This is a genomic window from Sphingomonas albertensis (assembly GCF_014358075.1).
GTDB lineage: Bacteria > Pseudomonadota > Alphaproteobacteria > Sphingomonadales > Sphingomonadaceae > Sphingomonas > Sphingomonas albertensis.
Genome location: NZ_JACONT010000031.1, coordinates 1 through 22,218 on the forward strand (window position 1 = coordinate 1; position 22,218 = coordinate 22,218).

A 22,218-nucleotide genomic window follows, 5' to 3' on the forward strand; every position below is an offset into this window, starting at 1 on the left:
GCGAAGGCGGGGACCCAGACTGGGCCCCCGCCTTCGCGGGAGAACAAGCTTATTACTGATCAGGGGGCCGGCGCCCCCCTCAAACCCGATCCACAATCCCACCAGCCATCGCCACCGGAACCCCAGTCGTCCCCGGAAAACTAATCGCCAGCCCATTCAGCGTCCGCACCGCCATATACGCGAACCCCTCAGCCTCGAGCGCATCGCCGTTCCACCCGAGCACATCGGTAGGCTCGACCACCAACCCGGTCCGCGCGGCGATCATCGCCAGCATCGTTGGATTATGACGACCACCCCCCGCGACCAGCAACCGAACCGGCCGAGCCGGCAAATGCCTCAAAGCCTCCGCCACCGTCGCCGCGGTAAACGCCGTCAAAGTCGCCGCCCCATCGGCCGCGGATAACCCCCGAGCCGGCTGGATCGTAAAATCATTCCGGTCGAGCGACTTCGGCGGAGGCGCATCGAAAAACGGATGGTCCAGCATCCCCGTCAGTACCGTCTCGTCCACGCGCCCGGAGGCCGCCAACGCCCCCCCGGCATCATACCGGGCACCAGTCTCCGCCTCGACCCAGATATCGATCAGACCATTCGCCGGCCCGGTATCGAACGCCACCAGCCCATCGCGATCCGACATCTGCGCCCGCTCCGGCGACATCTCGCGCGAATCGTGCATGTCCCGCCCACCGGGAATGAAGGTGATGTTCCCCACCCCGCCAAGGTTCAGCACCGCGACCGGTCCCTCCAGCCCCGCCGCCAACGCCGCATGATACACCGGCAGCAACGGCGCGCCCTGCCCGCCCGCCGCCACGTCCGCCGAGCGAAAATCCGACACCGTCGTGATCCCGGTAGCCCGCGCGACCGCCGCCCCGTCGCCGATCTGCCACGTCCAGCGCCGGTCCGGCCGATGCGCGATCGTCTGCCCGTGAAAGCCGATCACATCGACCTCCGCCGCCGCAACCCCCGCATCCGCCAGCAACTTATGCACCGCAAACACATGCGCGCGCGTAATCAACTCGCCCGCGGCAACCACCGACGGACTGGCGCGCGGCTTGTCGAACGTCAGCGCCATCCGCGTGGCCTCCGCCAACTGCGTCCGCGCCGCATCCGAATAGGGCTCGCCACGAAACGCGATCGGCCGCACGAACGCCTCGCCGTCGGTCTCGATCAACGCGGCATCGATCCCGTCGAGCGACGTCCCCGACATCAGTCCAATCGCCAGCATATCGGTTCCTTCCCGCGCAATCCGCCCACCCATGCAGGAAGCAAATTCGCCCGCCTAGAAAAAACCGAACTTTGCGCCTATGTGCGCGGGCTTCATGGCAACAACACTCCCCTCCCCGCCGAAGATCGGCATGGTCTCGCTCGGCTGTCCGAAGAACCTCGTCGATAGCGAGCGGATCCTCACGCAGCTGCGCGGCGACGGCTATCAGATGTCGCCCGATTACGCCGGCGCCGACATCGTGCTGGTCAACACCTGCGGCTTCCTCGATTCCGCCAAGGAGGAAAGCCTCGAGGCGATCGGCGAGGCGATCGCCGAGAACGGCCGCGTCATCGTCACCGGCTGCATGGGCAAGGAAGCCGACGCGATCCGCGCGCGCTTCCCGCAGGTCCTCGCGATCACCGGCGCGCACGAATACGAGCAGGTCGTCGGCGCGGTCCACGACGCCGCGCCGATGCCCCCGTCCGCGTTCCTCAACCTGATCCCCGACGCCGGCCTGAAGCTGACCCCGCGCCACTACAGCTATCTGAAGATCTCCGAAGGCTGCAACCACCGCTGCTCGTTCTGCATCATTCCGAGCCTGCGCGGTGACCTCGTCAGCCGCCGCCCCGACGCGATCCTGCGCGAGGCGGAGAAGCTGGTCGAAGCGGGCACCAAGGAACTGCTGGTCATCAGCCAGGATACCTCGGCGTACGGCGTCGACCTGCGCCACGCGAGCTGGCCGGTGAAGACGGGTGGCCCGATGGCGCGCGGCGAGGCCCGCGAGGTCCGCGCGCACATGACCGACCTGTCGCGCGAACTCGGCAAGATCGCACCGTGGGTCCGCCTCCACTACGTCTACCCCTACCCGCACGTCGACCACGTCATCCCGCTGATGGCGGAGGGCCTCGTGCTGCCGTATCTCGACATCCCGTTCCAGCACGCCGCGCCGTCGGTACTCCGCCGGATGAAGCGCCCCGGCAACGATGCGAAAGTGCTCCAGCGCATTCACAACTGGCGGACGATCGCGCCCGACATCACGATCCGCTCGACCTTCGTCGTCGGCTTCCCCGGCGAGACCGAGGAGGATTTCCAGTATCTGCTCGATTGGCTCGACGAAGCCCAGCTCGACCGCGTCGGTGCGTTCCGCTTCGAACCAGTCGAAGGGGCGGCGGCGAACCTGCTGCCCGACCATGTGCCCGAAGAGCTCAAGGAAGAGCGCTACGCCCGCATCATGGAAAAGACCGCGGCAATCTCCGCGGCCAAGTTGCAGGCCAAGATCGGCCGCACGCTCGACGTGATCATCGACGCGGTCGACGAGGAAGGCGCCACCGGCCGTTCGCAAGCCGATGCTCCCGAGATCGACGGTGAAGTATTCCTCCGCGATGCCGGTCACCTGACGGTCGGCGACATCGTCCCGGTCACGATCGAAGACGCCGACGATCACGACCTCTACGGCGTCCCCGTCGCCTAACTCGCTATCTGTTCTCCCGCGAAAGCGGGAGCCCAGGATACCAAACTACATCGCCCGTAACCCTGGACTCCTGCGTTCGCAGGAGAACAGACCTCAAACGACGCTGCGCCCGGTGAATAGCTTGATCAGCACGACGATGACCGCGATCACCAGCAGGATATGGATCAACCCGCCTGCGACATGGAAGGCGAACCCTGCCAGCCAGAGGATCAGCAGGATGATGGCGATGGTATACAGCATGAGTGTGTCCCCTAAGGCGTAAAAGGCTCCCGGCCCCGCGATGAAACGTGCGCGTATCACGGCGTGTTCCGTCAACATTTCTGTCGCATTCTAACCCGTTCAATCGTCACGGAATAAAAATCGCGTCGTTGCGCGCGTCGGTCGGTTCTGCTTCGTTGCGCGCATGATCCTCCGCCTCCTCGCCATCGCCGCGCTGCTCCCGGCCCCCGCCATCGCGCAGTCGCTTACCCCCGCCGAAACCGCGCAGATCGACACGCTGGTCACCGGCGCGCTCGGCGATACCGGCGTGCCGTCTGCCTCGATCGCCGTGGTCCGCGGTGGCCGGATCGTGTTCGCCAAGGCTTACGGCAAACCCTCAGAAACGATCGCCACCGCCGACCCCAACCTCCCCTACCAGATCGCCTCGATCTCGAAGCAGTTCACCGCCGCCGCGATCCTGCTGCTTGAGGACGAAGGCAAGCTCAGCCTCGACGACACCGTCGCGAAATACATCCCCGGCGTCACCGGCGGCGACCGCATCACGATCCGCCAGTTGCTCAGCCACACCTCCGGCCTCCAGGATTACTGGCCGCAGGATTACAGTTTCGCGGCGATGGCCAAGCCCGTCACTCCGCAGCAGATCGTCGATCGCTGGGCGAAGAAGCGGCTCGATTTCGAACCCGGCACGCAATGGCAATATTCGAACACGGGCTATGTCGTAGCCGGCATGATCGTCGAGAAGGTCGCGCATCAACCGCTGCTCAGCTTCCTCCAGCAACGCATCTTCAAGCCGCTCGACATCCGCGCGCTCGACCAGGACAAGGCGATCGGCAAGGCCTACCCGCAGGGCTATGGCCGCTTCGCGCTCGGCCCCGTCCGCCCCGAGACGCCCAGCGCCGACGGCTGGCTCTACGCCGCCGGTGAGCTCTCGATGAGCGCCGAAGACCTCGCCAAATGGGACGTCGCCCGCCTCAACCGCACCACGCTCCCCGCCGACGACTGGGCCGCGCAGGAAACCCCGGTGAAACTCGCCGACGGCAGCAGCAACGGCTACGGCCTCGGCGTCTTCACCGGCAGCGCGAACGGCCGCCGCTACGTCGAGCACAGCGGCGAAGCGGTCGGCTTCCTGTCCGAGAACACCGTCTATCCCGACGACAAGGCGGCGATCGTCGTCCTCACCAACAGCTGGTTCAGCGACGCAACGGGCCGCATTGCCGCCGGGGTCGCCAAGATCGTCCTGCCGCCCGCCGCCGCCAGCGCCGAGGACACCGCCGCCCTCGCCCGAGCCCGCACCGTCTACGACCAGCTTCGCACCGGCGCGCTCGACCGCAAAGGCCTGACCGAAGACGCCAACTATTACTTCAAGCCCGTAGCGCTCGCCGACTACAAGGCCAGTCTCGGCGCGCTCGGCGAGCCCACCGCGTTTGCCCAATCCGGCAAGACCCGCTTGCGCGGCGGCTTCGTCAACCGCACCTACCGCATCACCTATCCCGACCGCACGCTCTCGCTCAGCACCTATGCCGAGTCCGGCGCGAACGGCCGATACGAACAACTTCTGGTGGCGCCCTCTTCTTAAATGGCAAGCACAATGACCGACTTCGCTTCGATGCTCCAACCCGACCGCGGCCAGCCCGCACGGACGATCCACGTCGTCCACCCCGACGCCTATACAGGCTGGCTCGCTAAACAATCGCAGCGCATCCGCACGACGGTCGCCGCGCACCGCCTGACCGGCAAGCCCGGCGACCGCGCGGTCCTGCCCGGCGAGACCGTGGACGACTGGTCTATGCTGCTGGTCTGCAACGAAGCGGTGACGTCGCCCTGGCGGATCGCCTCGCTCGGCGCGTCGCTACCCGAAGGCACGTACCGCCTAGCGGAAGGCCCGGTCGGCGCGGCCGGCCTTGGCTGGATGCTCGCCCAGCACCAGTTCACCCGGTACGTGAAGCCCGACGCGACCGGCCCCCGCGTGCTGTTCACAGCGGACGCCGCACATATCGACGAAACGGTCCGCCTCGCCGAAGCCACCGCGCTGGTCCGCGATCTCGTCAACACCGGCGCGTCCGACATCGGGCCTGCCGACCTCGAAGCCGCCGCAGAGATGCTGGCCAAGCGCCACGGCGCAACCGTCACGACCACGCTCGGGGATGCGCTCGCGACCGGCTACCCGATGATCCACGCGGTCGGCCAGGCCGCGAGCAAGGACCGCGCGCCACGGCTGATCGAACTCGAATGGGGCGACCCCTCGCATCCCCGCATCGCGCTGGTCGGCAAGGGCGTCACCTTCGACACCGGCGGCCTCGACATCAAGCCGTCCGCGGGCATGCGACTGATGAAGAAGGACATGGGCGGCGCGGCGCACGCGCTGGCGCTGGCGAGCCTCGTGATGGCCGCCAAGCTGCCGGTCCGCCTCCATTTGCTGATCCCCGCGGTCGAGAACTCCATTGCCGGCAACGCCTTCCGCCCCGGCGACGTCCTAGCGACGCGCAAGGGCCTGACGGTCGAGAACACCAACACCGACGCCGAAGGGCGCCTGGTGCTAGGCGATGCGCTGACCAAGGCGGGCGAGAGCAACCCCGAACTGATCCTCGACTTCGCCACGCTGACCGGCGCGGCCCGCGTCGCGCTGGGCCCGGACCTGCCGCCGCTGTTCACCGACGACGACGCGCTCGCCGCCGACCTGCTCGCGGCCGGCATTGCGGAGGGCGACCAGATGTGGCGTCTGCCGCTCTGGAACGGCTATGACGAGATGCTGAAGTCTGACGTCGCGGACATGGTGAATGCCCCCGAAGGCGGCTTTGCCGGCGCGGTCACCGCCGCGCTGTTCCTGCGCCGGTTCGTGCCGAAGGGCACGGCCTGGGCACATCTCGATGTTTTCGCGTGGAGGCCCTCGGCCAAGCCGGGGCGGCCGAAGGGTGGCGAAGCCTACGCCCTCCGCGCGGCCTTCGCGATGCTGGCGAAGCGGTACTCGCGCTGAATAAAGGGAACGCCAAACCCGTCATCATCCCCGCGCAGGCGGGGATCCATAACCTCCCAGGCCGGTGATCACACCGATACGCCAGCCGATATGGGTTCCCGCCTCCGCGGGAATGACGGCAGGGGCGGAGTAGGCGGCTTCAGCTCGCTGCAAACTGCCCGAACGGTAGCAATTTATCCGCCAGCGTCTTCGTCGCATTGGCATCGCCAGCCCGCAGAGGCACCAGCACCGCCATCGCCGCCCTCTTCATAAAGCCGTCGATCGCAGTCGGCGTCGGCGCCTTGCTCGCCGTCTCGACCAGCGCACGTCCCCGCGCATCGTTCGGGTCCAGTTCCAGCCGCAGCAGGCCGGCCAGCCCGGCGAACATCGCGCGATTGCCGCCCAGCGCGACCGACCGATCGAGCGCCTCGAACCCAGTCGCCTTCTGCGCGCCCGCCACCGCACGCCCGACGAACCGCCCGAGCTTCGCGATCACGCCGACATGCCACGCCCCCAGCGCCGCCTGCGCCTCGGCATTCCGCGGGTACCGCGTCACCAGCGCCTCATATTGCTTCCGCGCGGCGATCGCCTGCCCGCGATTGCCGAGCAGTTTCGCACGATAGCCGTTCGCCATCGCCTGCATGATCGCCGCCTCCTGATCGTTCGGCGAGCGGCTCAGCGCCTGCCCCGCGACCGCCGCCGCCTTGTCGATCCGCGCCAGCGCGACGCCGCGGTCACGATCGACGAACCCGGCCTGGGTCAGCAATTCGCGCGGCGTCTCGGCCCGAGCAGGAATCGACGACGCCACCGCACACACCGCGATCGAGGCGCCTACGCATCCGGGAAACCATCTGGCCATATAAACCCTCGCACGAAAGCCGCGTCACGCCGACCAACGATCAGATCGCCGAATCGCTCACTAATCGTAAGACCGCAGGGTTTATCGGGACTTAACGCTTTCCGGCACAAGCATTCCACGACAGCACGGCACGATTCAAAGAAAAGCCGCCGCCTCGATGATCGGCACGAACTTCTCCGCGGTCAGACTGGCACCACCCACCAGCGCCCCATCGACGTTCGGAGTCGCCAGGATGGACGCCGCATTCGCGCCCGTCACCGAGCCACCGTACAGGATCCGTACCCCCGCAGCGGCGTCGCCGATCAGCATCCGCAACTTGGCGCGCGCGATGGCGTGAATCGCCGCGATCTCGTCGAGCGTCGGCGTGCGACCCGTACCGATCGCCCAGCGCGGCTCGTAAGCCAGCGTAAACCAGCTGCCGTCCGCATTGTCCGGCACCGACTTCTCGATCTGCGCCTGCACCACGCGCTCGGCACGGTCCGCATCGCGCTCCGCCTCGGTCTCGCCGCAGCACAGGATCACGTGCAGCCCCTGCCGCCGCGCCGCCGCCGCCTTCGCCCAGGCATCATGGCTCGTCTCATGCTGGTCTGCACGCCGCTCGGAATGCCCGACGATCGTGAAAGACGCGCCGACCTCCTTCACCATGCCTGCCGACACGCAACCGGTATGCGCGCCCGAGTCCGCCTCGTGCACGTCCTCCGCACCGATCGCGAGGTTCGGCACGCGCTCCGACGCCGCTGCGATCAGCGTGAACGGCACCGCGACCGACACATCGACCCCCGGCGCAGCACTCGCCGCCGCCGCGATCGCGTCGAGTTCGACGAGCATCGCCCGCGACCCGTTCATCTTCCAGTTTCCCGCTACCAGCTTGCGCCGCATCACTATCTCCCGAGAATTTCGCCCAGCGATAGCGCCGCCCCCGCGTCGCACAACCCCCGCACAACCGTGCACGGGGCCACCCGAGCCCGCACGACCTTGAAGCGCCCGACTTGAAGAGCCGCTCTCGCCCCCGTAAAGCATCCGCGTTCCCATCCCTGTCGATCGGCTATCCATGCTCGCTTTCTTTCGCCGCCTTACCCATTCGAAGGTCGGCGTGGTCATCACCTTCATCGTGCTCGGCGTGATCGCGCTCGCCTTCGCGGCCGGCGACATCACGGGCTTGAGCTCGATGACCGGTGGCGCAGGGATCACCGGCGGCGACGTCGCCAAGGTCGGCAAGGCCGAGGTCACCGAGAACGAACTCAAGACGCAGGCGCAGACGCAGCTCGAGGGTTTCCGCCAGGAACAGCCGACGCTCGACATGGCGACCTTCGTCAATCAGGGCGGCTTCGAAGGCACGCTCGACCGGATCATCTCCAGCATGGCGCTCGAGCAGTTCGGCCGTGCGCAGGGCATGGTCGTCAGCAAGCGCGCGGTCGACGGCCAGATCGCCAGCATCCCGGCATTGCAGGGCCCGACCGGCAAGTTCGACGAGAATCTCTACCGCCAGGTGCTCGCGCAGCGGAAGCTGACCGATGCACAGATCCGCAGCGACATCGTCCGCGACACCTATGCGCAGCAGCTGACGATCCCGAGCACCGGCGCGACGCAAGTCGCCAGCCAGCTCGCACTGCCCTACGCGTCGCTGCTGCTCGAAAAGCGCACGGGCACGATCGGCTTCATCCCCGCCGCGGTCGTCCCCGCCGGCCCCGCGCCTAGCGACGCCGACCTCGCCACTTTCTACAAGCGCAACGTCGCACGCTACACCGTGCCCGAGCGTCGCATCATCCGCTACGCGGTCGTCTCGCCCGATCAGGTCAAGACGCAGGCCGTCCCGACCGACGCCGAGATCGCCAAGACCTATCAGCAGGATCGCGCCCGCTATGCCGCGACCGAGAAGCGCACGATCACGCAGGTCGTCGTCGCCGATCAGGCTGGCGCCAACGCGATCGCCGCCAAGGTGAAGGCCGGCACCAGCCTCGCCGACGCCGCGCGCGCCGCGGGTCTCGAAGCGTCGACCCAGACCGGCGTCGAGAAGGCCGCCTATGCCGGCACGACGTCCGCACAGGTCGCCGACGCCGCCTTCGCCGCCGCCAGCGGCGCGGTGATCGGCCCGGTCCGCACGCCGCTCGGCTGGACCGTCGCGAAGATCGAAAGGATCGAGAACGTCCCTGGCCGCACCCTCGATCAGGTGCGTGGCGAAATCGCCGCCGCGCTCGGCATCCAGAAGTCCGCTGCGGCCCTGTCCGCGATCCACGACAAGATCGACGATTCGCTCTCGGGTAACGCCACCTTCGACGAGGTGGTCGCCGACCAGAAGCTGAAGCCCGTCACCACGCCAGCGCTGATCGCCAATGGCGTCAACCCCGACGATGCCGCCAGCAAGCCCGATCCCGCGATCGCGCCGCTCGTCGCCGCCGCGTTCCAGGCGGCCGAGGGGGATGGCCCGCAGCTCGTCCAGCTCGGCACCGATGGCGGGTTCGCCGTCGTCGCGCTCGGCCGGGTCGTTCCCGCCACCCCGCGTCCGCTGGCGCAGGTGCGCGCCGCCGTGCTGCGCGACGTGAGCGCCGAGCGCGCGCGTCAGGCCGCGCGGAAAGTCGCCGCAGACGTGCTCGCACGGATCAACAAGGGCATGCCGATCGCGCAGTCGCTGGCGCAGACCAAGCTGCCGATCCCCGCACCGCGCCCGGTGACCGCCTCGCGTGCGCAAATTGCCGCCGATCCGCGTGGTGCGCCGCCTGCGCTCGCGCTGATGTTCAGCATGGCGCCGAACACCGCCAAGACGCTCGCCGCGCCCGACGACAGCGGCTGGTTCGTCATCAAGCTCGACAGCATCGCCAGCGGCAACGCGGCGGGCAACGATGCCGCGATCAAGGCCGCGCGCGCCAATATCGGCCGCTCGGTCGGTCGCGAATATGTCGAGCAGTTCGCCAAGGCAGTCCGCGCCGAGGTCGGCGTGAAGACCAACGCGACCTCGCTCGCGCGAGTCCGTGCCGACCTGCTCGGCCAGGGCGGCACCGGGAACTGATCGTATGACGAGCGCGCGGGAAGCCTTGGCCGAGGGGCGCCCCGCGCTCGTCTGGCGCCGTCAGGTCGCCGACACCGAAACGCCGGTCGCCGCCGCGCTGAAGCTCATCGAGCCAGGGCGTGGCGACTTCCTGCTCGAGTCGGTCGAGGGCGGCGAAACCCGCGGTCGCCACAGCCTGATCGGCCTTGCCCCCGACCTGCTGTTCCGTGCGCACGGCCACAGCGCCGAGATCAACCGCAACTGGGCGACCGATCGCGATACGTTCGAGCCGTGCCCGGTGCCGACCCTCGACGCGTTGCGGACGCTGGTGGCCGAGTGCCGCGCGGACGTGCCCGCCGAGCTGCCGCGCGCGCTCGCCTGCCTCGTCGGCTATTTCGGCTATGAGACGATCGGGCTGGTCGAGGACCTGCCGCAGCCGCCGGTCGATCCGCTCGGCCTGCCCGACATGATCTTCGTGCGACCGACCGTAGTGCTCGTGTTCGATCGCCTGACCGATGCGTTGTACCTCGTCGCGCCGGCCTGGCCCGATCCCGCGCGCGATGCCGACACGATCGTGACCGAAGCCGAAGAGCGTCTCGATGCCGTGGCGGCCAAGCTCGCCAGCACGCCCGTCCCCGCTCCGATCCGCGCCGACGTCGCCGAACCGGTCTACACGTTCGCGTTACCCGAGGGCCGCTACGGCGAGATGGTCGCCACCGCAAAGGACTATATCCTCGCCGGCGACATCTTCCAGGTCGTGCTCGCGCAACGCTTCAGCACGCCGTTCGCGCTGCCCCCGTTCGAGCTCTACCGCTCGCTAAGGCGCATCAACCCGTCGCCGTTCTTGTACCATCTCGACCTGCCCGGCTTCGCGCTGATCGGCTCGAGCCCTGAAATTCTCGTCCGGGTCCGCGACGACGAAGTGACGATCCGCCCGATCGCCGGCACCCGCCCCCGCGGCAAATCCGCCGCCGAGGACGAGGCGAACCGCATCAGCCTGCTCGCCGACCCGAAGGAGCGCGCGGAACACCTGATGCTGCTCGATCTCGGCCGCAACGACGTCGGCCGTGCCGCGTCGCCGGGCTCGGTGAAGGTGACCGCCAGCTACGGCGTCGAGTTCTACAGCCACGTCATGCACATCGTCTCCAACGTCGTCGGCACGCTGTCGCCCGACAAGGACGCGCTCGATGCGCTGTTCGCCGGCTTCCCGGCAGGCACCGTCAGCGGTGCGCCAAAGGTTCGCGCCTGCCAGATCATCGCCGAGTTGGAACCCGAACGCCGCGGCGCGTACGCGGGAGGGGTCGGCTATTTCTCGCCCGACGGCTCGATGGACTCGTGCATCGTTCTGCGCACCGCGGTGGTGAAGGACGGTACGATCCACGTCCAGGCCGGTGCCGGCATCGTTGCCGACAGCGTCCCCGAATACGAACAGCGCGAGTGCGAGGCGAAGGCCGGCGCGATCTTGGCGGCGGCGCGTGAAGCAGTCAGCCGGGCTAAAGCGTCAGGATTCGGGCAGTAAATCTGTTCAACGTGAAAGACCGACCCGGTAAAGTTACACCTCCCCGGCGGAGGCCGGGGTCCAGTTGGAAAGGTTGCAGTAACGATCCGCGACCGCCTTTACGAACGTTCACCAACTGGACCCCGGCCTCCGCCGGGGAGGTGTTAAAGAGCCAAGCTCAGGGCGTCGTGTTCGTCTCGCTAGCGGGCGCACGCCGCTCCGCCGCATAAGCTTGGTTACGCTGCATGAAGCAGCCCGACTGGCCCCCGGTCCCGACCGCCGAGCAAGTATCCGGCAACCCGCCGGCGACCCGCCCGATCTGATCCATCGTCGCCGCGCGGTTCACCCAGCTTTGATTCTGTGCCGCGATCGGCTTGTCCTCGCGCAACGACTTCGGGATGCGATAGGGCTGGTCGAGCGTCGAGCAAACGACGATCTCGCCGCCGCTCGACTTGGGGCATTTCTGGTCGCCGGTCAGCGTGACGCTGCGGATACGCTGGGGCGGGGTGTCGACCTGCGCGTCCTGGGCATACGCCATGCCGGGAAGTGCGATCAGTGCAGCGAGGACGACGGTACGTAACATCGGTTAAGGCTCCTTTGAACGGATAACGTCCGTCACGCGGCATTGCTCCGCGCTGAATGATGCGCCGCCTGCGCTCCCGATATAGGAAGGGCCCCGACGATCCGCGACTGTTCGATGGCGGAATTAGGGCAATCGGTCGCAGCGCGATAGATCGAGCGTAACATGTGGGGCCGCTGCCATGTTGCACCGCGCCCCGCTTAGGCTATGGCGGCGCCATGATCCTCGTCGTCGACAATTACGACAGCTTCACCTGGAACCTCGTCCATTACCTGATGGAACTGGGTGCCGAGGTCGAAGTCGTCCGCAACGATGCGATCTCCGCCGGGCAGGCTCTGTCGTCGGGCGCGGACGCGTTCCTCATTTCCCCCGGCCCCTGCACGCCGACCGAGGCAGGCGTCAGCCTCGATCTCGTCGCCGCGTGCGCGGACGCCGGCAAGCCGTTGCTCGGCGTGTGCCTCGGCCACCAGGCAATCGGCCAGCATTTCGGCGGCAAGGTCGAGCGCGGTGGCCTGATGCACGGCAAGACCTCGCCCGTCGTCCACGACGATACCGGGCTGTACGCCGGGCTGCCCTCGCCGTTCATCGCCACGCGCTATCACTCGCTGATCGTCAACGCGGTGCCCGACACGCTGGTCGTCAACGCGACCGCGCAGGACGGCACGGTCATGGGCTTCCGCCACAAGACGCTGCCGATCCACGGCGTGCAGTTCCACCCGGAGAGCATCGCGACCGAACACGGCCACGAAATGCTCGCGAACTTCCTGAAGATGGCGAACATTCCCCACCACCTCCCCTCCCGCCTCCGGGAGGGGTCGGGGGAGGGCCGCACCGCATCCACGACCTCGGCTGGACAGGAAGCCCCTCCCCTGACCCCTCCCGCAAGCGGGAGGGGAATGTGACCACCACCACGCTCCTGCCCGACCCCAGCTCCCCCCTCTCGCGCGAGTCCGCCCGCGAAGCGTTCGCCGACATCCTCGACGCCCGCGCGAGCGACGACGCGATCGCCACCTTCCTCACCGATCTGGCGACCCGCGGCGAGACCAGCATCGAGATCGCCGAAGCCGCGCGCGCACTTCGCAACCGGATGATCCCGATCGACGCCCCCGCGGGCGCGATCGACGTCTGCGGCACCGGCGGCGACGGCCACCACACCTTGAACGTCTCGACCGCCGTCGCGCTGGTAGTCGCCGCGTGCGGCGTCCCCGTCGCCAAGCACGGCAACCGCGCCGCCTCGAGCAAAGCCGGCGCCGCCGACACGCTCGAAGTCCTCGGCCTCGACATGGACCGCGCCGGCGCCACTGCGGAGGCAAGCCTCAACGAGATCGGCATCGCCTTCCTGTTTGCCGCCAACCACCACCCGGCGATGAAGCGCATCACCCCGATCCGCCAACGCATAGCCAAGCGGACGATCTTCAACCTGATGGGCCCGCTCGCCAACCCGGCCGGCACCACCCGCCAGCTCATCGGCATCGCCCGCCCCGACTATGTGTCGCTCTACGCCGAAGCCCTCGAACAGCTCGGCACCGAAGCCGCGCTGGTTGTGTCGGGCGAAGAAGGCCTCGACGAAATCTCGGGCGCCGGGCCCAGCATCGTTGCCTCGGTCGGCAGCGTCGCGCTTCCCCGCAGGATCACGCCCGAAGACGCCGGCCTCACCCGCCACGCCATCACCGACATTCGCGGCGGCGACGCGCACCACAATGCCGACGCGCTCCGCCGCCTGCTCAAGGGCGAGGCGGGACCCTACCGCGACGCCGTCCTGCTCAACGCCGCCGCCGCCTTGATGGTCGCCGGCACCGTCCCCACTCTCGTCGAAGGCGCCGCGCAAGCCGCCGCCGCCCTCGACACCGGCAGCGCCGACGCGCTGCTCGCCCGCTGGATCGCCTACTGACATGACCATGCTCGACCGTATCCTCGAGACTAAGCGCGCCGAAGTCGCTGCACGCAAGGCAACGACGTCGCTCGCCGATATCGACGCGGGCATCGCCCGCATGTCGAAGCCGCGCGGCTTCCGCGCCGCGCTTGACGCCAAGACCGGCTACGCGCTGGTCGCCGAGGTCAAGAAAGCGAGTCCGTCCAAGGGCCTGATCCGCGCCGATTTCGACCCGGTCGCCCACGCCCGCGCCTATGAAGCCGGGGGCGCCGCCTGCCTGTCTGTCCTCACCGACGAAAAGTGGTTCCAGGGCTCCGACGCCTACCTGACCGCGGCGCGCGACGCCGTTTCGATCCCCGTCCTGCGGAAGGACTTCATGGTCGACCCCTGGCAGTCGACCGAGGCCCGCGCGATCGGCGCCGACTGCATCCTGATCATCGTCGCCGCGCTCGACGACATCCAGATGGCCGAGATCGAAGCCTCCGCGCTCGAATGCGGCATGGACGTCCTGGTCGAGGTCCACGACGCGATTGAAATGGAGCGCGCACTGAAGCTCAAGTCGCGGCTGATCGGCGTCAACAACCGAGACCTGCGCGACTTCTCGGTCGATTTCCAGCGCACCTACGACCTCGTCGGCAAGGCGCCCAAGGACTGCACCTTCGTCGCCGAGAGCGGGCTCACGACGCGCGCAGAACTCGACGCGATGGCCGAGCACGACATCCGCTGCTTCCTGATCGGCGAAGCGCTCATGCGCCAGGACGACGTCGAAGCCGCAACGCGCGCTCTCGTCGGATGACCGGCCTCACCCACATCGACGAAGCCGGCGCGGCAAGAATGGTCGACGTCGGCGGCAAGGCGGTCACCGCCCGCGAGGCCATCGCCTCCGGCCGCATCACCATGTCCGCCGAAGCCGCCGCGGCGATCGGCGCTGGCACCGCGAAAAAGGGCGACGTCCTCGCGGTCGCGCGCGTCGCCGGCATCATGGCCGCCAAGCGCACCAGCGACCTAATCCCGCTCTGCCACCCGCTCCCGCTCACCAAGGTCGAGATCGACCTCGTCGTCGACGAAACCGGCGTAACCGCCACCGCCACCGCCTCGACCGAAGGCAAGACCGGCGTCGAGATGGAAGCGCTCACTGCCGCCACCGTAACGCTCCTCACGATCTACGACATGGCCAAGGCAATCGACAAGACGATGGTCCTCAGCGACATCCGCGTCCGAGCAAAATCCGGCGGCAAATCCGGCAACTGGACCGCGTAACAAGGAACCCTCTCCCCAAAGGGGAAGGGGAAAGACGCCAAAGGCGGCGAGGGTGAGGGCAAGCCAAGCAGAACGCGCTCAGCCCGGGACGTCAATCGTCATCCATAGACCAGTCGTGACTCTCCACGATCGTAGACTCCACCGGCCGCCCCGCCGCATCCAGCGACGGATCATACCGGAACCGCTGCTCGATCAACCGACACGTCAGGTCATCCAGCACCCGGCTCCCGCTGGACCGCGTCACCCGGCACCGCGACACCCGCCCATTGGTCTGAACCAGATACCGCACGAACACCCGCCCCCGGATCCCCGTCTCCGCGGCCTCGCGCGGATAATCCGAGTCCCTCAACCGCCCGCTGCGCCACTCGGGCGGCGTCTCCTCACCCCCACCGCCGTCACCGTCGCCATACCCACCGCTCCCGGTCCCATTACCGATCCCGCCGCTCCCGGTGCCCGGCCCGCGAACATTCGAAGCTCCCGAAGTCGCCTCCGCACCCACCCCAGCCTTCTCCGCCACCACGACGGGCGGCGGCACGACCACCGGCACGATCGGCGGCGGCGCCACCACCTCGGTAGCCTTCGATTTCAGATTAGGCGGCGACGCAGCCCCCTCGGGCTTGCGGCTAGGCGAAGGCCGAGGCCTGACCTTCTCCTCGCACGGCGGTGGCGGAGGCGGCGCCGCATCGAACACCTTCAATGCGTCGGTAACCGCCGCCGGCATCGTCACCACAAGCCCCGAGAGCAGCGCATAACCAAGCATCCCCGGCAGAAGCACCGCACCCACCGCCGCCCCGATCCTGTCTTTCGCCCGAGGCGTATAGCGTGTCATCATACTGATCTGGTGTCTCTTTCCCCCAAACAAAGCCCCGCCAAGGATGAACACGCGCTGGCCAAGCGAACTCACACCACCCCGGCGAAGGCCGGGGCTCAATTGGGAAGGCCAAAGTTATAGCGACCGCCATCCACCCCACCGGTGTTTCCCCGCGAAGGCGGGGACCCAGCCTGGGCTCCCGCCTTCGCGGGAGAACAAAGAAGCAGTTGCCAGCATTCGAAACCCGTCAGCCCAAAGCGCCCTAACGGCCAGCACCCCACACCCAGCTAACCCAACAACACCTGTCCTACACACCAGATCCATGGCAAAGCACGGAACATACCCACGCACCCTGCGCTTCCACATAAGAACCGCCCCAAAACGCCAACCGGCAAACCGCTCCCAGCGCCTACACTTCCTACACTTCACTTTTCAGAACCGCCCGAAAACAGAGTCTTACGCATGACCCTAGTCCCCGTCGCCGAAGCCCAGTCCCGCCTCTTCGCCATGGCCCCCCGTGTCGGCCACGAGACCGTCCCGCTGCGAGACGCCGCCGGCCGCTGGGCCGCCGAGGACATCCTCGCCCGCCGGACCCAACCCGCGGCAGACCTCTCGGCGATGGACGGCTACGCGATCCGCTACGCCGACCTCCCCGGCCCCTGGACCGTCATCGGCGAAAGCGCCGCCGGCCGCCCCTTCACCGGCCAGGTCGCCCCGGGCCAAGCCACCCGCATCTTCACCGGCGCCGCGATGCCCGAAGGCGCCGACACCGTCATGGTCCAGGAGGAAGCCGAGCGCGACGGCCAAACGCTGATCCTCGCAGGCGAAGGCCCGCCGACATTCGGTCGCAACACGCGCCGCAAGGGCCTCGACTTCTCGACCGGCACCCGCCTGATCGCCGCCGGCGACCGCCTCAGCCCCGCCCGCATCGCCGTCGCCGCAACGGGCGGCCACGGCAGCCTCACCGTCAACCGCCGCGTCCGCGTCGCCGTCGCCGCGACCGGAGACGAACTCGTCCCACCCGGCTCGACGACCGACGGCGTTGCTCTACCCGAGTCGAACGGCATCATGCTGGCGGCAATGCTCGCCGACATGCCCGTCGACATCGTCGACCTCGGCATCCTCCCTGACAATCTCGAAGTCCTGCGCGACGCCTTCGCCAGCGTACAGGCCGACCTACTCGTCACCACCGGCGGTGCATCGGTAGGCGATCACGACCTCGTCCGCCCCGCGATCGAAGCCGCCGGCGGGACGATCGATTTCTGGCGAATCGCGCTGCGTCCCGGCAAGCCGATGATGGCCGGCCGGATCGGCGAGATGATGGTCCTCGGCCTACCCGGCAACCCGGTCTCCGCGTTCGTCACCGCGACGCTATTCGTGAAACCCGTCGTCGCGCACATGGCCGATGCACGCGACCCGCTCCCCCAATCGACGCACGCGCTGCTTGGCGAAGACCTCCCCGCCAACAATGCCCGCACCGACTATCTCCGCGCCGAACTGCGGGACGGCAAGGCCTATGCCTCGACGATCCAGGACAGCTCGATGCTCCTCACCCTGGCCCGCTCGACCTGCCTCATCGTCCGCCCCGGCGACGCACCGATTGCAAAGACAGGCGAATCGGCGGAAATCCTCGTGATCGCGTGATACGGACGCTTGACGGCGTTAATTATGTTCCATAGAAGTTCCCAGTCTGTTCCGGACGGAGAACCGCCATGCTCACGCGCAAGCAGCACGAACTCGTCTGCTTCATCAACGATCGCCTCAACGAAACCGGCGTCTCGCCGTCGTTCGAGGAGATGAAGGACGCACTCGACCTCAAGTCGAAGTCGGGCGTCCACCGTCTGATCAGCGCGCTCGAAGAGCGCAACTTCATCCGCCGCCTGCCGAACCGCGCGCGCGCGCTTGAAGTGCTGCGCATGCCCGAACGTGCGGAGAAGAAGACGCCGACGAAGCCTTCGAACGTCAAGGCAGCCCCCGCCGCCGCGACGCCGCAACCGGCCAACGACGTCATCGAGATCCCCCTCCACGGCCGCATCGCCGCCGGCGTCCCGATCGAGGCGTTCGAAGGCAGCACGATGTTGGCCGTCCCCGCCGCACTCCTCGGCACCGGCGAACACTACGCACTCGAGGTTTCGGGCGACTCGATGGTCGAAGCCGGCATCCTCGACGGCGACTACGCCCTGATCCGCCGCACCGAAACGGCGCGAGACGGCGAGATCGTCGTAGCGCTGATCGAAGACAGCGAAGCCACCCTGAAATACTTCCGCCGCGAAGGCGCCATGGTCCGCCTCGACCCGGCCAACCGAGCCTACGACCCCCAACGCTACGCCCCAGCCCAGGTCCGCGTGCAGGGCAAGCTCTCCGGCATCCTCCGCCGCTACGACTGAGCCGCCGCCTGCTCCGCACGGTCGAAAGAATTGGTTCGCGCGGAGACGCGGAGACGCGGAGGTGTTTCGCTAGGGGAGAACCAGGCGGTTCTAAACGACGACGGATGAACGGCCGGATAGTTATCAACCTGGCCTGGTTCTTCGTCTAAGACACTACCTCGCGTCTCCGCGTGAAAGTTCATCGCCCCGCCACCGCGCGCGTCGGCTGGTGATTTGGATCACGCGAAGGCGCGAAGACGTTGCGTTTGGGGGGAGCCTACCCCTCACTACGATGCGGTCAAGGCGACGACGTTCCTCAATCCTTCGTGGAGTTTGGAACGGTCTTCCGAACCGCAACACCTTCGCGCCTTGGCGCCTTCGCGTAAACATCGTACTTCCTGCGGCCTCGGTCGGCCCGAAACCCGGACGTCCCATATTGGAACCGAGCGTGCCGCGATCTGAAAATATGAGCCGGACGTTCGAGCACGGGCGGATGGCGCCAGGGATGGCGATCACCTGCAGTCAGTATCGTGACGACCGTCCCGGTCCCTAGGGTCAGCGCGACCCCGCCCGTCCGACGCAGAACACGGCGGTCCAGCTTCAGCCACCGCGGCACGCAGCGTTTCGGCAGACCGCGTTCGCTGACCACGACGTCGGCACTGCGACAGGCGGCGATCAGTTCGGCGATCGGCACCATATAAGCGCTACGCGTCGCGAGGATCCGCCACATCCGTCCTCGCGCGGCGATATCGGTGACGCAAAGATCACGGCTGCACCGGGCGTCGGGCTGATCCGCCAACAACAGTGGCTCGCCATCCACCCCGCCATTCTCGGCTAGCATGTCGCGAGTATAGTCCCCAGCCCGATCACGCAGCATAGCCAACCCCGCCGCCGTCCGTACCGCGACATGGCGACCATCTCCCGTAACGAGAACGTCAGGCGCAGGTGTCGTCAACGCCCAGATCGCACCGGCGGCGAGCGGCAGCAGTCCCAGTCGGCGCAACCGTGTCCGCCACAACGCGATCCAGATGCCACCAACGATCATCAGGGCAAGCGCTGGCGTCGGCATCGCGGGCAAGGACCGCACCGAACCCGGCGCATCGGCGACGATATGCGCTAGCCACAGCAGCGCATCGAGCGACCGCTGCACCAGCCACCAGACCGGCGCACCCACGCCCCCGGCGTCGAGCAGCAACGCCAGCGCCTCCAGCGGCATCACTACGAACGTCGTCAGCGGGATCGCGACGATGTTGGCGAACGCGCCGTACAGCCCCGCCTTGTGGAAATGATAAACCGCGATCGGCATCAGCGCGAATTCGACCAGCAGCCCCGTCAGCAGCAGCGACGCGACGCCGCGCGCGAGCCTGCGCCCGCGCCCCTCGTCATGCGGGCCGAAGAACGCGCGGATCACCGGATGTTCGTGCAAAGCCATGATCGCGGTGATCGCCGCGAATGAAAGTTGGAAGCTCGGCCCTGCCGCCGACTCGGGCAGCACCAGCATGACGCACGTCGCCCCCGCCGCGACGAGCCGCAAGGTCATCGCCTCGCGCCCCATCGCCAGCGCGGCCAGCACGAGCAACGCGGCGACGCACGACCGGATCGTCGGAACCTGGCTGCCGGTCAGCATGGTATAGCCGATCGCCGCCGCCGCACCCGCCAGCGCGGCGATTAACGGCAGTCGCGCGTGCAAGGCCAGCCACGGGCTGAGCGCCAGCAGACGCAACACGATCAGCATCGTCGCCGCCACCGCCGCGGTGATGTGCAGTCCGCTCACAGATAATAGATGCGCGAGACCCGCGCGGCGCATCGCCTCCGAATCCTCCTCGCTGATCGCGCCGACGTCGCCCGTCGCAAGCGCCGCAGCGATACCGCCCACGCTGCCGTCCAGTCGCGAGACGATATGGTGCGACAGCGCGACGCGGATACCGGCCCCCGACTCGCTCGACCTCGTCACGACCACCGGTGCGAAACCGCGTCCCGTCGCACCGATCCCGCCGAACCATGCGACGCGTGCAAAATCGTACGCGCCCGGTACGGCTGGCAAAGGCGGCGGCATCAGGCGGGCGCGAAGGTGCACGATCGACCCGGTCCCCAACAGCCTTGGCGCATCCGCCTCGGCCAGATTGACGCGGACGCGGTACGGCAAGGCGACTGGCCGCCCATCCGTCTCCACACCTTTACCGATAGGCAGCACAGTCAACCGGACCAGTTTCCGAGCGACGAGCGGCTCGATCGCCTCGACCTTCGCCGAGAAACTTGCGATCGTCGGACCGCCGAGAACTGGCCGCGCCACCCATTCCGACCGCGCCCAGATTAGGCCGAGCCCCAGCGCCGCCGTCAGTAACCCGATCGCCAGCGCGCGCGCCGCACGCCCGCCCTGCCCCGCGGCCAGACATGCCAACCCGCCTGCGACCAACAGCAGCACCGCGACGCACCACGCTGCCGGGTCCGGCAACGCGAACCACAAAGCGATCCCGCCGCCCAGCATCACCGGCAGCCACAACACCAGCTGGTCGCGCTCCGCCTCCAGCCAGCGTTCCACGGCCAGCCCGACGACAGCAAGGCCAACGACAGCCCCCCATCGCGGCACGCCCATTTGTCGCCGCCAAGGACGCATGCTAGGGGCGGCGACGGCTGTCATGGCCATCGTTTTTCCATTGTTTCATCAGTCTGGGAGCACCCGCGGTTGGGCGCAATATCTGATACGGGCACCGCCAATTCGGCCGCACCCGTAGTTACCCGTTTCGCTCCGTCGCCGACGGGGTTCCTGCATCTCGGCGGCGCGCGCACCGCGCTGTTCAACTGGCTGTTCGCAAAGGCGAACGGGGGCAAGTTCCTGTTGCGGATCGAGGACACCGACCGAGTCCGATCGACCCAGCCGGCGATCGACGCGATCATCGACGGGATGCGGTGGCTGGGCCTCGACTGGGACGGCGACGTCGTCATGCAGTTCGCCGGTGCCGAGCGCCACGCACAGGTGGCGCACGAGATGGTCGCGAACGGGCATGCCTATCGCTGCTACATGACCAACGACGAGATCGCCGCGATGCGCGCCGAGGCACAGGCCGCGAAGAAGCCGCTGCGCATCCGCAGCCCGTGGCGCGATCGCCCGGAGAGCGAAGCGCCGAACCTTCCCCACGTCGTCCGTCTGCGCGCACCGCAGGAAGGTGCCGTCACGATCGAGGACCGCGTCCAAGGTGCGGTCACGGTCAAGAACGAAGAGATCGACGACCTCGTCCTGCTACGCTCCGACGGCACCCCGACCTACATGCTGGCCGTCGTCGTCGACGATCACGACATGGGCGTCACGCACGTCATCCGCGGCGACGATCACCTCAACAACGCGTTCCGGCAGCTGCCGATCTACCGCGCGATGAACTGGCCCGAGCCGATCTACGCGCACATCCCGCTGATCCACGGACCCGATGGCGCCAAGCTGTCGAAGCGTCACGGCGCGGTCGGTATCGAAGCGTATCGCGACGAGATGGGTATCCTGCCCGAGGCGTTCGACAATTACCTGCTCCGGCTCGGCTGGGGTCACGGCGACGACGAGATCATCAGCCGCGAACAGGCAGTCGAGTGGTTCGACCTGTCCGGCGTCGGCAAGTCGCCCTCGCGCTTCGACCTGAAGAAGCTCGAGAACCTCAACGGCCACTACATCCGCGAAGCCGACGACCCGCGCCTTGCGCAACTCGCCGCCGACCGTCTCGGCCATGATCTGCCGACCGGCGGACTGGACCTGCTCACGCGTGCGATGCCGGTCCTCAAGCCCCGTGCCGCGAACCTGAACGAGCTGGCCGAGGGATCGAATTTCCTGTTCAGCCAGCGCCCATTGGCAATGGATGACGCCGCAGCGAGCCTTTTGCAAGGTGAAGCGAGTGTCATTTTGGCGAACGCGCATGCCGAACTTGACGCGCTCGCCGAGTGGGATACGGAGGCGCTCGAAGGCGCGGTACGGCGCGTGGCCGAAGCGCGGGGCGTCAAGCTCGGCCAGGTCGCACAGCCGCTTCGCGCCGCGCTGACGGGACGCAAGACGTCGCCGGGGATCTTCGATGTGCTCGATTTGCTCGGGCGCGACGAGAGCCTGGGACGGATCGCCGACCGGATGGCTAGCTGATAAGATTTCGAGGAAGGATACAAG

The 22,218-nt window shown here is 67.7% G+C and carries 19 protein-coding genes; 12 read left to right on the plus strand and 7 right to left on the minus strand.

The window, feature by feature from the left end:
• Positions 1-79 precede the first annotated feature (79 nt).
• Positions 80-1,222 (minus strand): anhydro-N-acetylmuramic acid kinase, encoded by a 1,143-nt coding sequence (locus H8S47_RS13630; RefSeq protein ID WP_187504385.1) that lies wholly within the window; start codon positions 1,220-1,222, stop codon positions 80-82.
• 94 nt (positions 1,223-1,316) lie between these two features.
• On the opposite strand from H8S47_RS13630, the gene rimO reads away from it, so the two are divergent.
• Entirely contained in the window at positions 1,317-2,672 is a 1,356-nt protein-coding gene (gene rimO / locus H8S47_RS13635; protein ID WP_187504386.1) for a 30S ribosomal protein S12 methylthiotransferase RimO, read from the plus strand.
• A gap of 93 nt (positions 2,673-2,765) precedes the next feature.
• Here the strand turns inward: rimO and H8S47_RS13640 are convergent, their stop codons facing one another.
• Positions 2,766-2,912: a lmo0937 family membrane protein gene (locus tag H8S47_RS13640; protein ID WP_187504387.1), complete on the minus strand. Its 147-nt coding sequence runs from the start codon at positions 2,910-2,912 to the stop codon at positions 2,766-2,768.
• 163 nt (positions 2,913-3,075) lie between these two features.
• On the opposite strand from H8S47_RS13640, the gene H8S47_RS13645 reads away from it, so the two are divergent.
• The gene (locus H8S47_RS13645; RefSeq protein ID WP_187504388.1) at positions 3,076-4,467 is read left to right on the plus strand and encodes a serine hydrolase domain-containing protein; all 1,392 of its coding nucleotides are present in this window, start codon (positions 3,076-3,078) and stop codon (positions 4,465-4,467) included.
• Positions 4,468-4,479: 12 nt separating this feature from the next.
• Complete coding sequence (locus tag H8S47_RS13650) at positions 4,480-5,865, plus strand: leucyl aminopeptidase family protein (RefSeq protein WP_187504389.1); 1,386 nt, start codon at positions 4,480-4,482, stop codon at positions 5,863-5,865.
• A 139-nt stretch (positions 5,866-6,004) separates the two neighbouring features.
• Here H8S47_RS13650 and H8S47_RS13655 read toward each other — a convergent pair whose 3' ends face one another.
• Positions 6,005-6,703, minus strand: a complete 699-nt coding sequence (locus tag H8S47_RS13655) for a hypothetical protein (RefSeq protein ID WP_187504390.1) — start codon at positions 6,701-6,703, stop codon at positions 6,005-6,007.
• Between the two features lie 135 nt (positions 6,704-6,838).
• On the minus strand, positions 6,839-7,582 hold the full coding sequence (gene tpiA / locus H8S47_RS13660) for a triose-phosphate isomerase (RefSeq protein ID WP_214655085.1): 744 nt from the start codon (positions 7,580-7,582) through the stop codon (positions 6,839-6,841).
• A gap of 172 nt (positions 7,583-7,754) precedes the next feature.
• Between tpiA and H8S47_RS13665 the strand changes: the two genes are divergently transcribed.
• The gene (locus tag H8S47_RS13665; protein ID WP_187504392.1) at positions 7,755-9,710 is read left to right on the plus strand and encodes a peptidylprolyl isomerase; all 1,956 of its coding nucleotides are present in this window, start codon (positions 7,755-7,757) and stop codon (positions 9,708-9,710) included.
• 4 nt (positions 9,711-9,714) lie between these two features.
• Positions 9,715-11,208, plus strand: coding sequence for an anthranilate synthase component I family protein (locus H8S47_RS13670; protein WP_187504393.1), 1,494 nt, complete (start codon positions 9,715-9,717; stop codon positions 11,206-11,208).
• Positions 11,209-11,365: 157 nt separating this feature from the next.
• Here H8S47_RS13670 and H8S47_RS13675 read toward each other — a convergent pair whose 3' ends face one another.
• Positions 11,366-11,770 (minus strand): hypothetical protein, encoded by a 405-nt coding sequence (locus H8S47_RS13675; protein ID WP_187504394.1) that lies wholly within the window; start codon positions 11,768-11,770, stop codon positions 11,366-11,368.
• Between the two features lie 215 nt (positions 11,771-11,985).
• Between H8S47_RS13675 and H8S47_RS13680 the strand changes: the two genes are divergently transcribed.
• From H8S47_RS13680 to moaC, 4 genes are read left to right on the plus strand one after another with little or no spacing between them, the layout of a single operon-like run.
• Positions 11,986-12,669, plus strand: a complete 684-nt coding sequence (locus H8S47_RS13680) for an anthranilate synthase component II (protein WP_187504395.1) — start codon at positions 11,986-11,988, stop codon at positions 12,667-12,669.
• Positions 12,666-13,658: an anthranilate phosphoribosyltransferase gene (gene trpD / locus H8S47_RS13685; RefSeq protein ID WP_187504396.1), complete on the plus strand. Its 993-nt coding sequence runs from the start codon at positions 12,666-12,668 to the stop codon at positions 13,656-13,658. The genes H8S47_RS13680 and trpD overlap by 4 nt, the downstream gene beginning before the upstream one ends.
• A gap of 1 nt (position 13,659) precedes the next feature.
• Positions 13,660-14,436 (plus strand): indole-3-glycerol phosphate synthase TrpC, encoded by a 777-nt coding sequence (gene trpC, locus H8S47_RS13690; RefSeq protein ID WP_187504397.1) that lies wholly within the window; start codon positions 13,660-13,662, stop codon positions 14,434-14,436.
• The gene (gene moaC / locus H8S47_RS13695; RefSeq protein WP_187504398.1) at positions 14,433-14,900 is read left to right on the plus strand and encodes a cyclic pyranopterin monophosphate synthase MoaC; all 468 of its coding nucleotides are present in this window, start codon (positions 14,433-14,435) and stop codon (positions 14,898-14,900) included. The genes trpC and moaC overlap by 4 nt, the downstream gene beginning before the upstream one ends.
• A gap of 91 nt (positions 14,901-14,991) precedes the next feature.
• Here the strand turns inward: moaC and H8S47_RS13700 are convergent, their stop codons facing one another.
• Positions 14,992-15,729 carry an energy transducer TonB gene (locus H8S47_RS13700; RefSeq protein WP_187504399.1) on the minus strand — a complete coding sequence of 246 codons (738 nt, stop codon included), beginning with the start codon at positions 15,727-15,729 and terminating at the stop codon, positions 14,992-14,994.
• A 444-nt stretch (positions 15,730-16,173) separates the two neighbouring features.
• Here H8S47_RS13700 and H8S47_RS13705 point away from each other — a divergent pair, with 444 nt between their 5' ends.
• Together H8S47_RS13705 and lexA are read left to right on the plus strand one after the other, a co-directional pair.
• On the plus strand, positions 16,174-17,355 hold the full coding sequence (locus H8S47_RS13705) for a molybdopterin molybdotransferase MoeA (RefSeq protein ID WP_187504400.1): 1,182 nt from the start codon (positions 16,174-16,176) through the stop codon (positions 17,353-17,355).
• A 68-nt stretch (positions 17,356-17,423) separates the two neighbouring features.
• Positions 17,424-18,098, plus strand: a complete 675-nt coding sequence (lexA, locus tag H8S47_RS13710; RefSeq protein WP_056482214.1) for a transcriptional repressor LexA — start codon at positions 17,424-17,426, stop codon at positions 18,096-18,098.
• A gap of 295 nt (positions 18,099-18,393) precedes the next feature.
• On the opposite strand, the gene H8S47_RS13715 is transcribed toward lexA, so the two are convergent.
• Positions 18,394-20,673 carry a ComEC/Rec2 family competence protein gene (locus H8S47_RS13715; RefSeq protein WP_187504401.1) on the minus strand — a complete coding sequence of 760 codons (2,280 nt, stop codon included), beginning with the start codon at positions 20,671-20,673 and terminating at the stop codon, positions 18,394-18,396.
• Positions 20,674-20,763: 90 nt separating this feature from the next.
• Between H8S47_RS13715 and gltX the strand changes: the two genes are divergently transcribed.
• On the plus strand, positions 20,764-22,194 hold the full coding sequence (gene gltX / locus H8S47_RS13720; RefSeq protein WP_214655086.1) for a glutamate--tRNA ligase: 1,431 nt from the start codon (positions 20,764-20,766) through the stop codon (positions 22,192-22,194).
• The last annotated feature ends 24 nt before the right edge of the window (positions 22,195-22,218 follow it).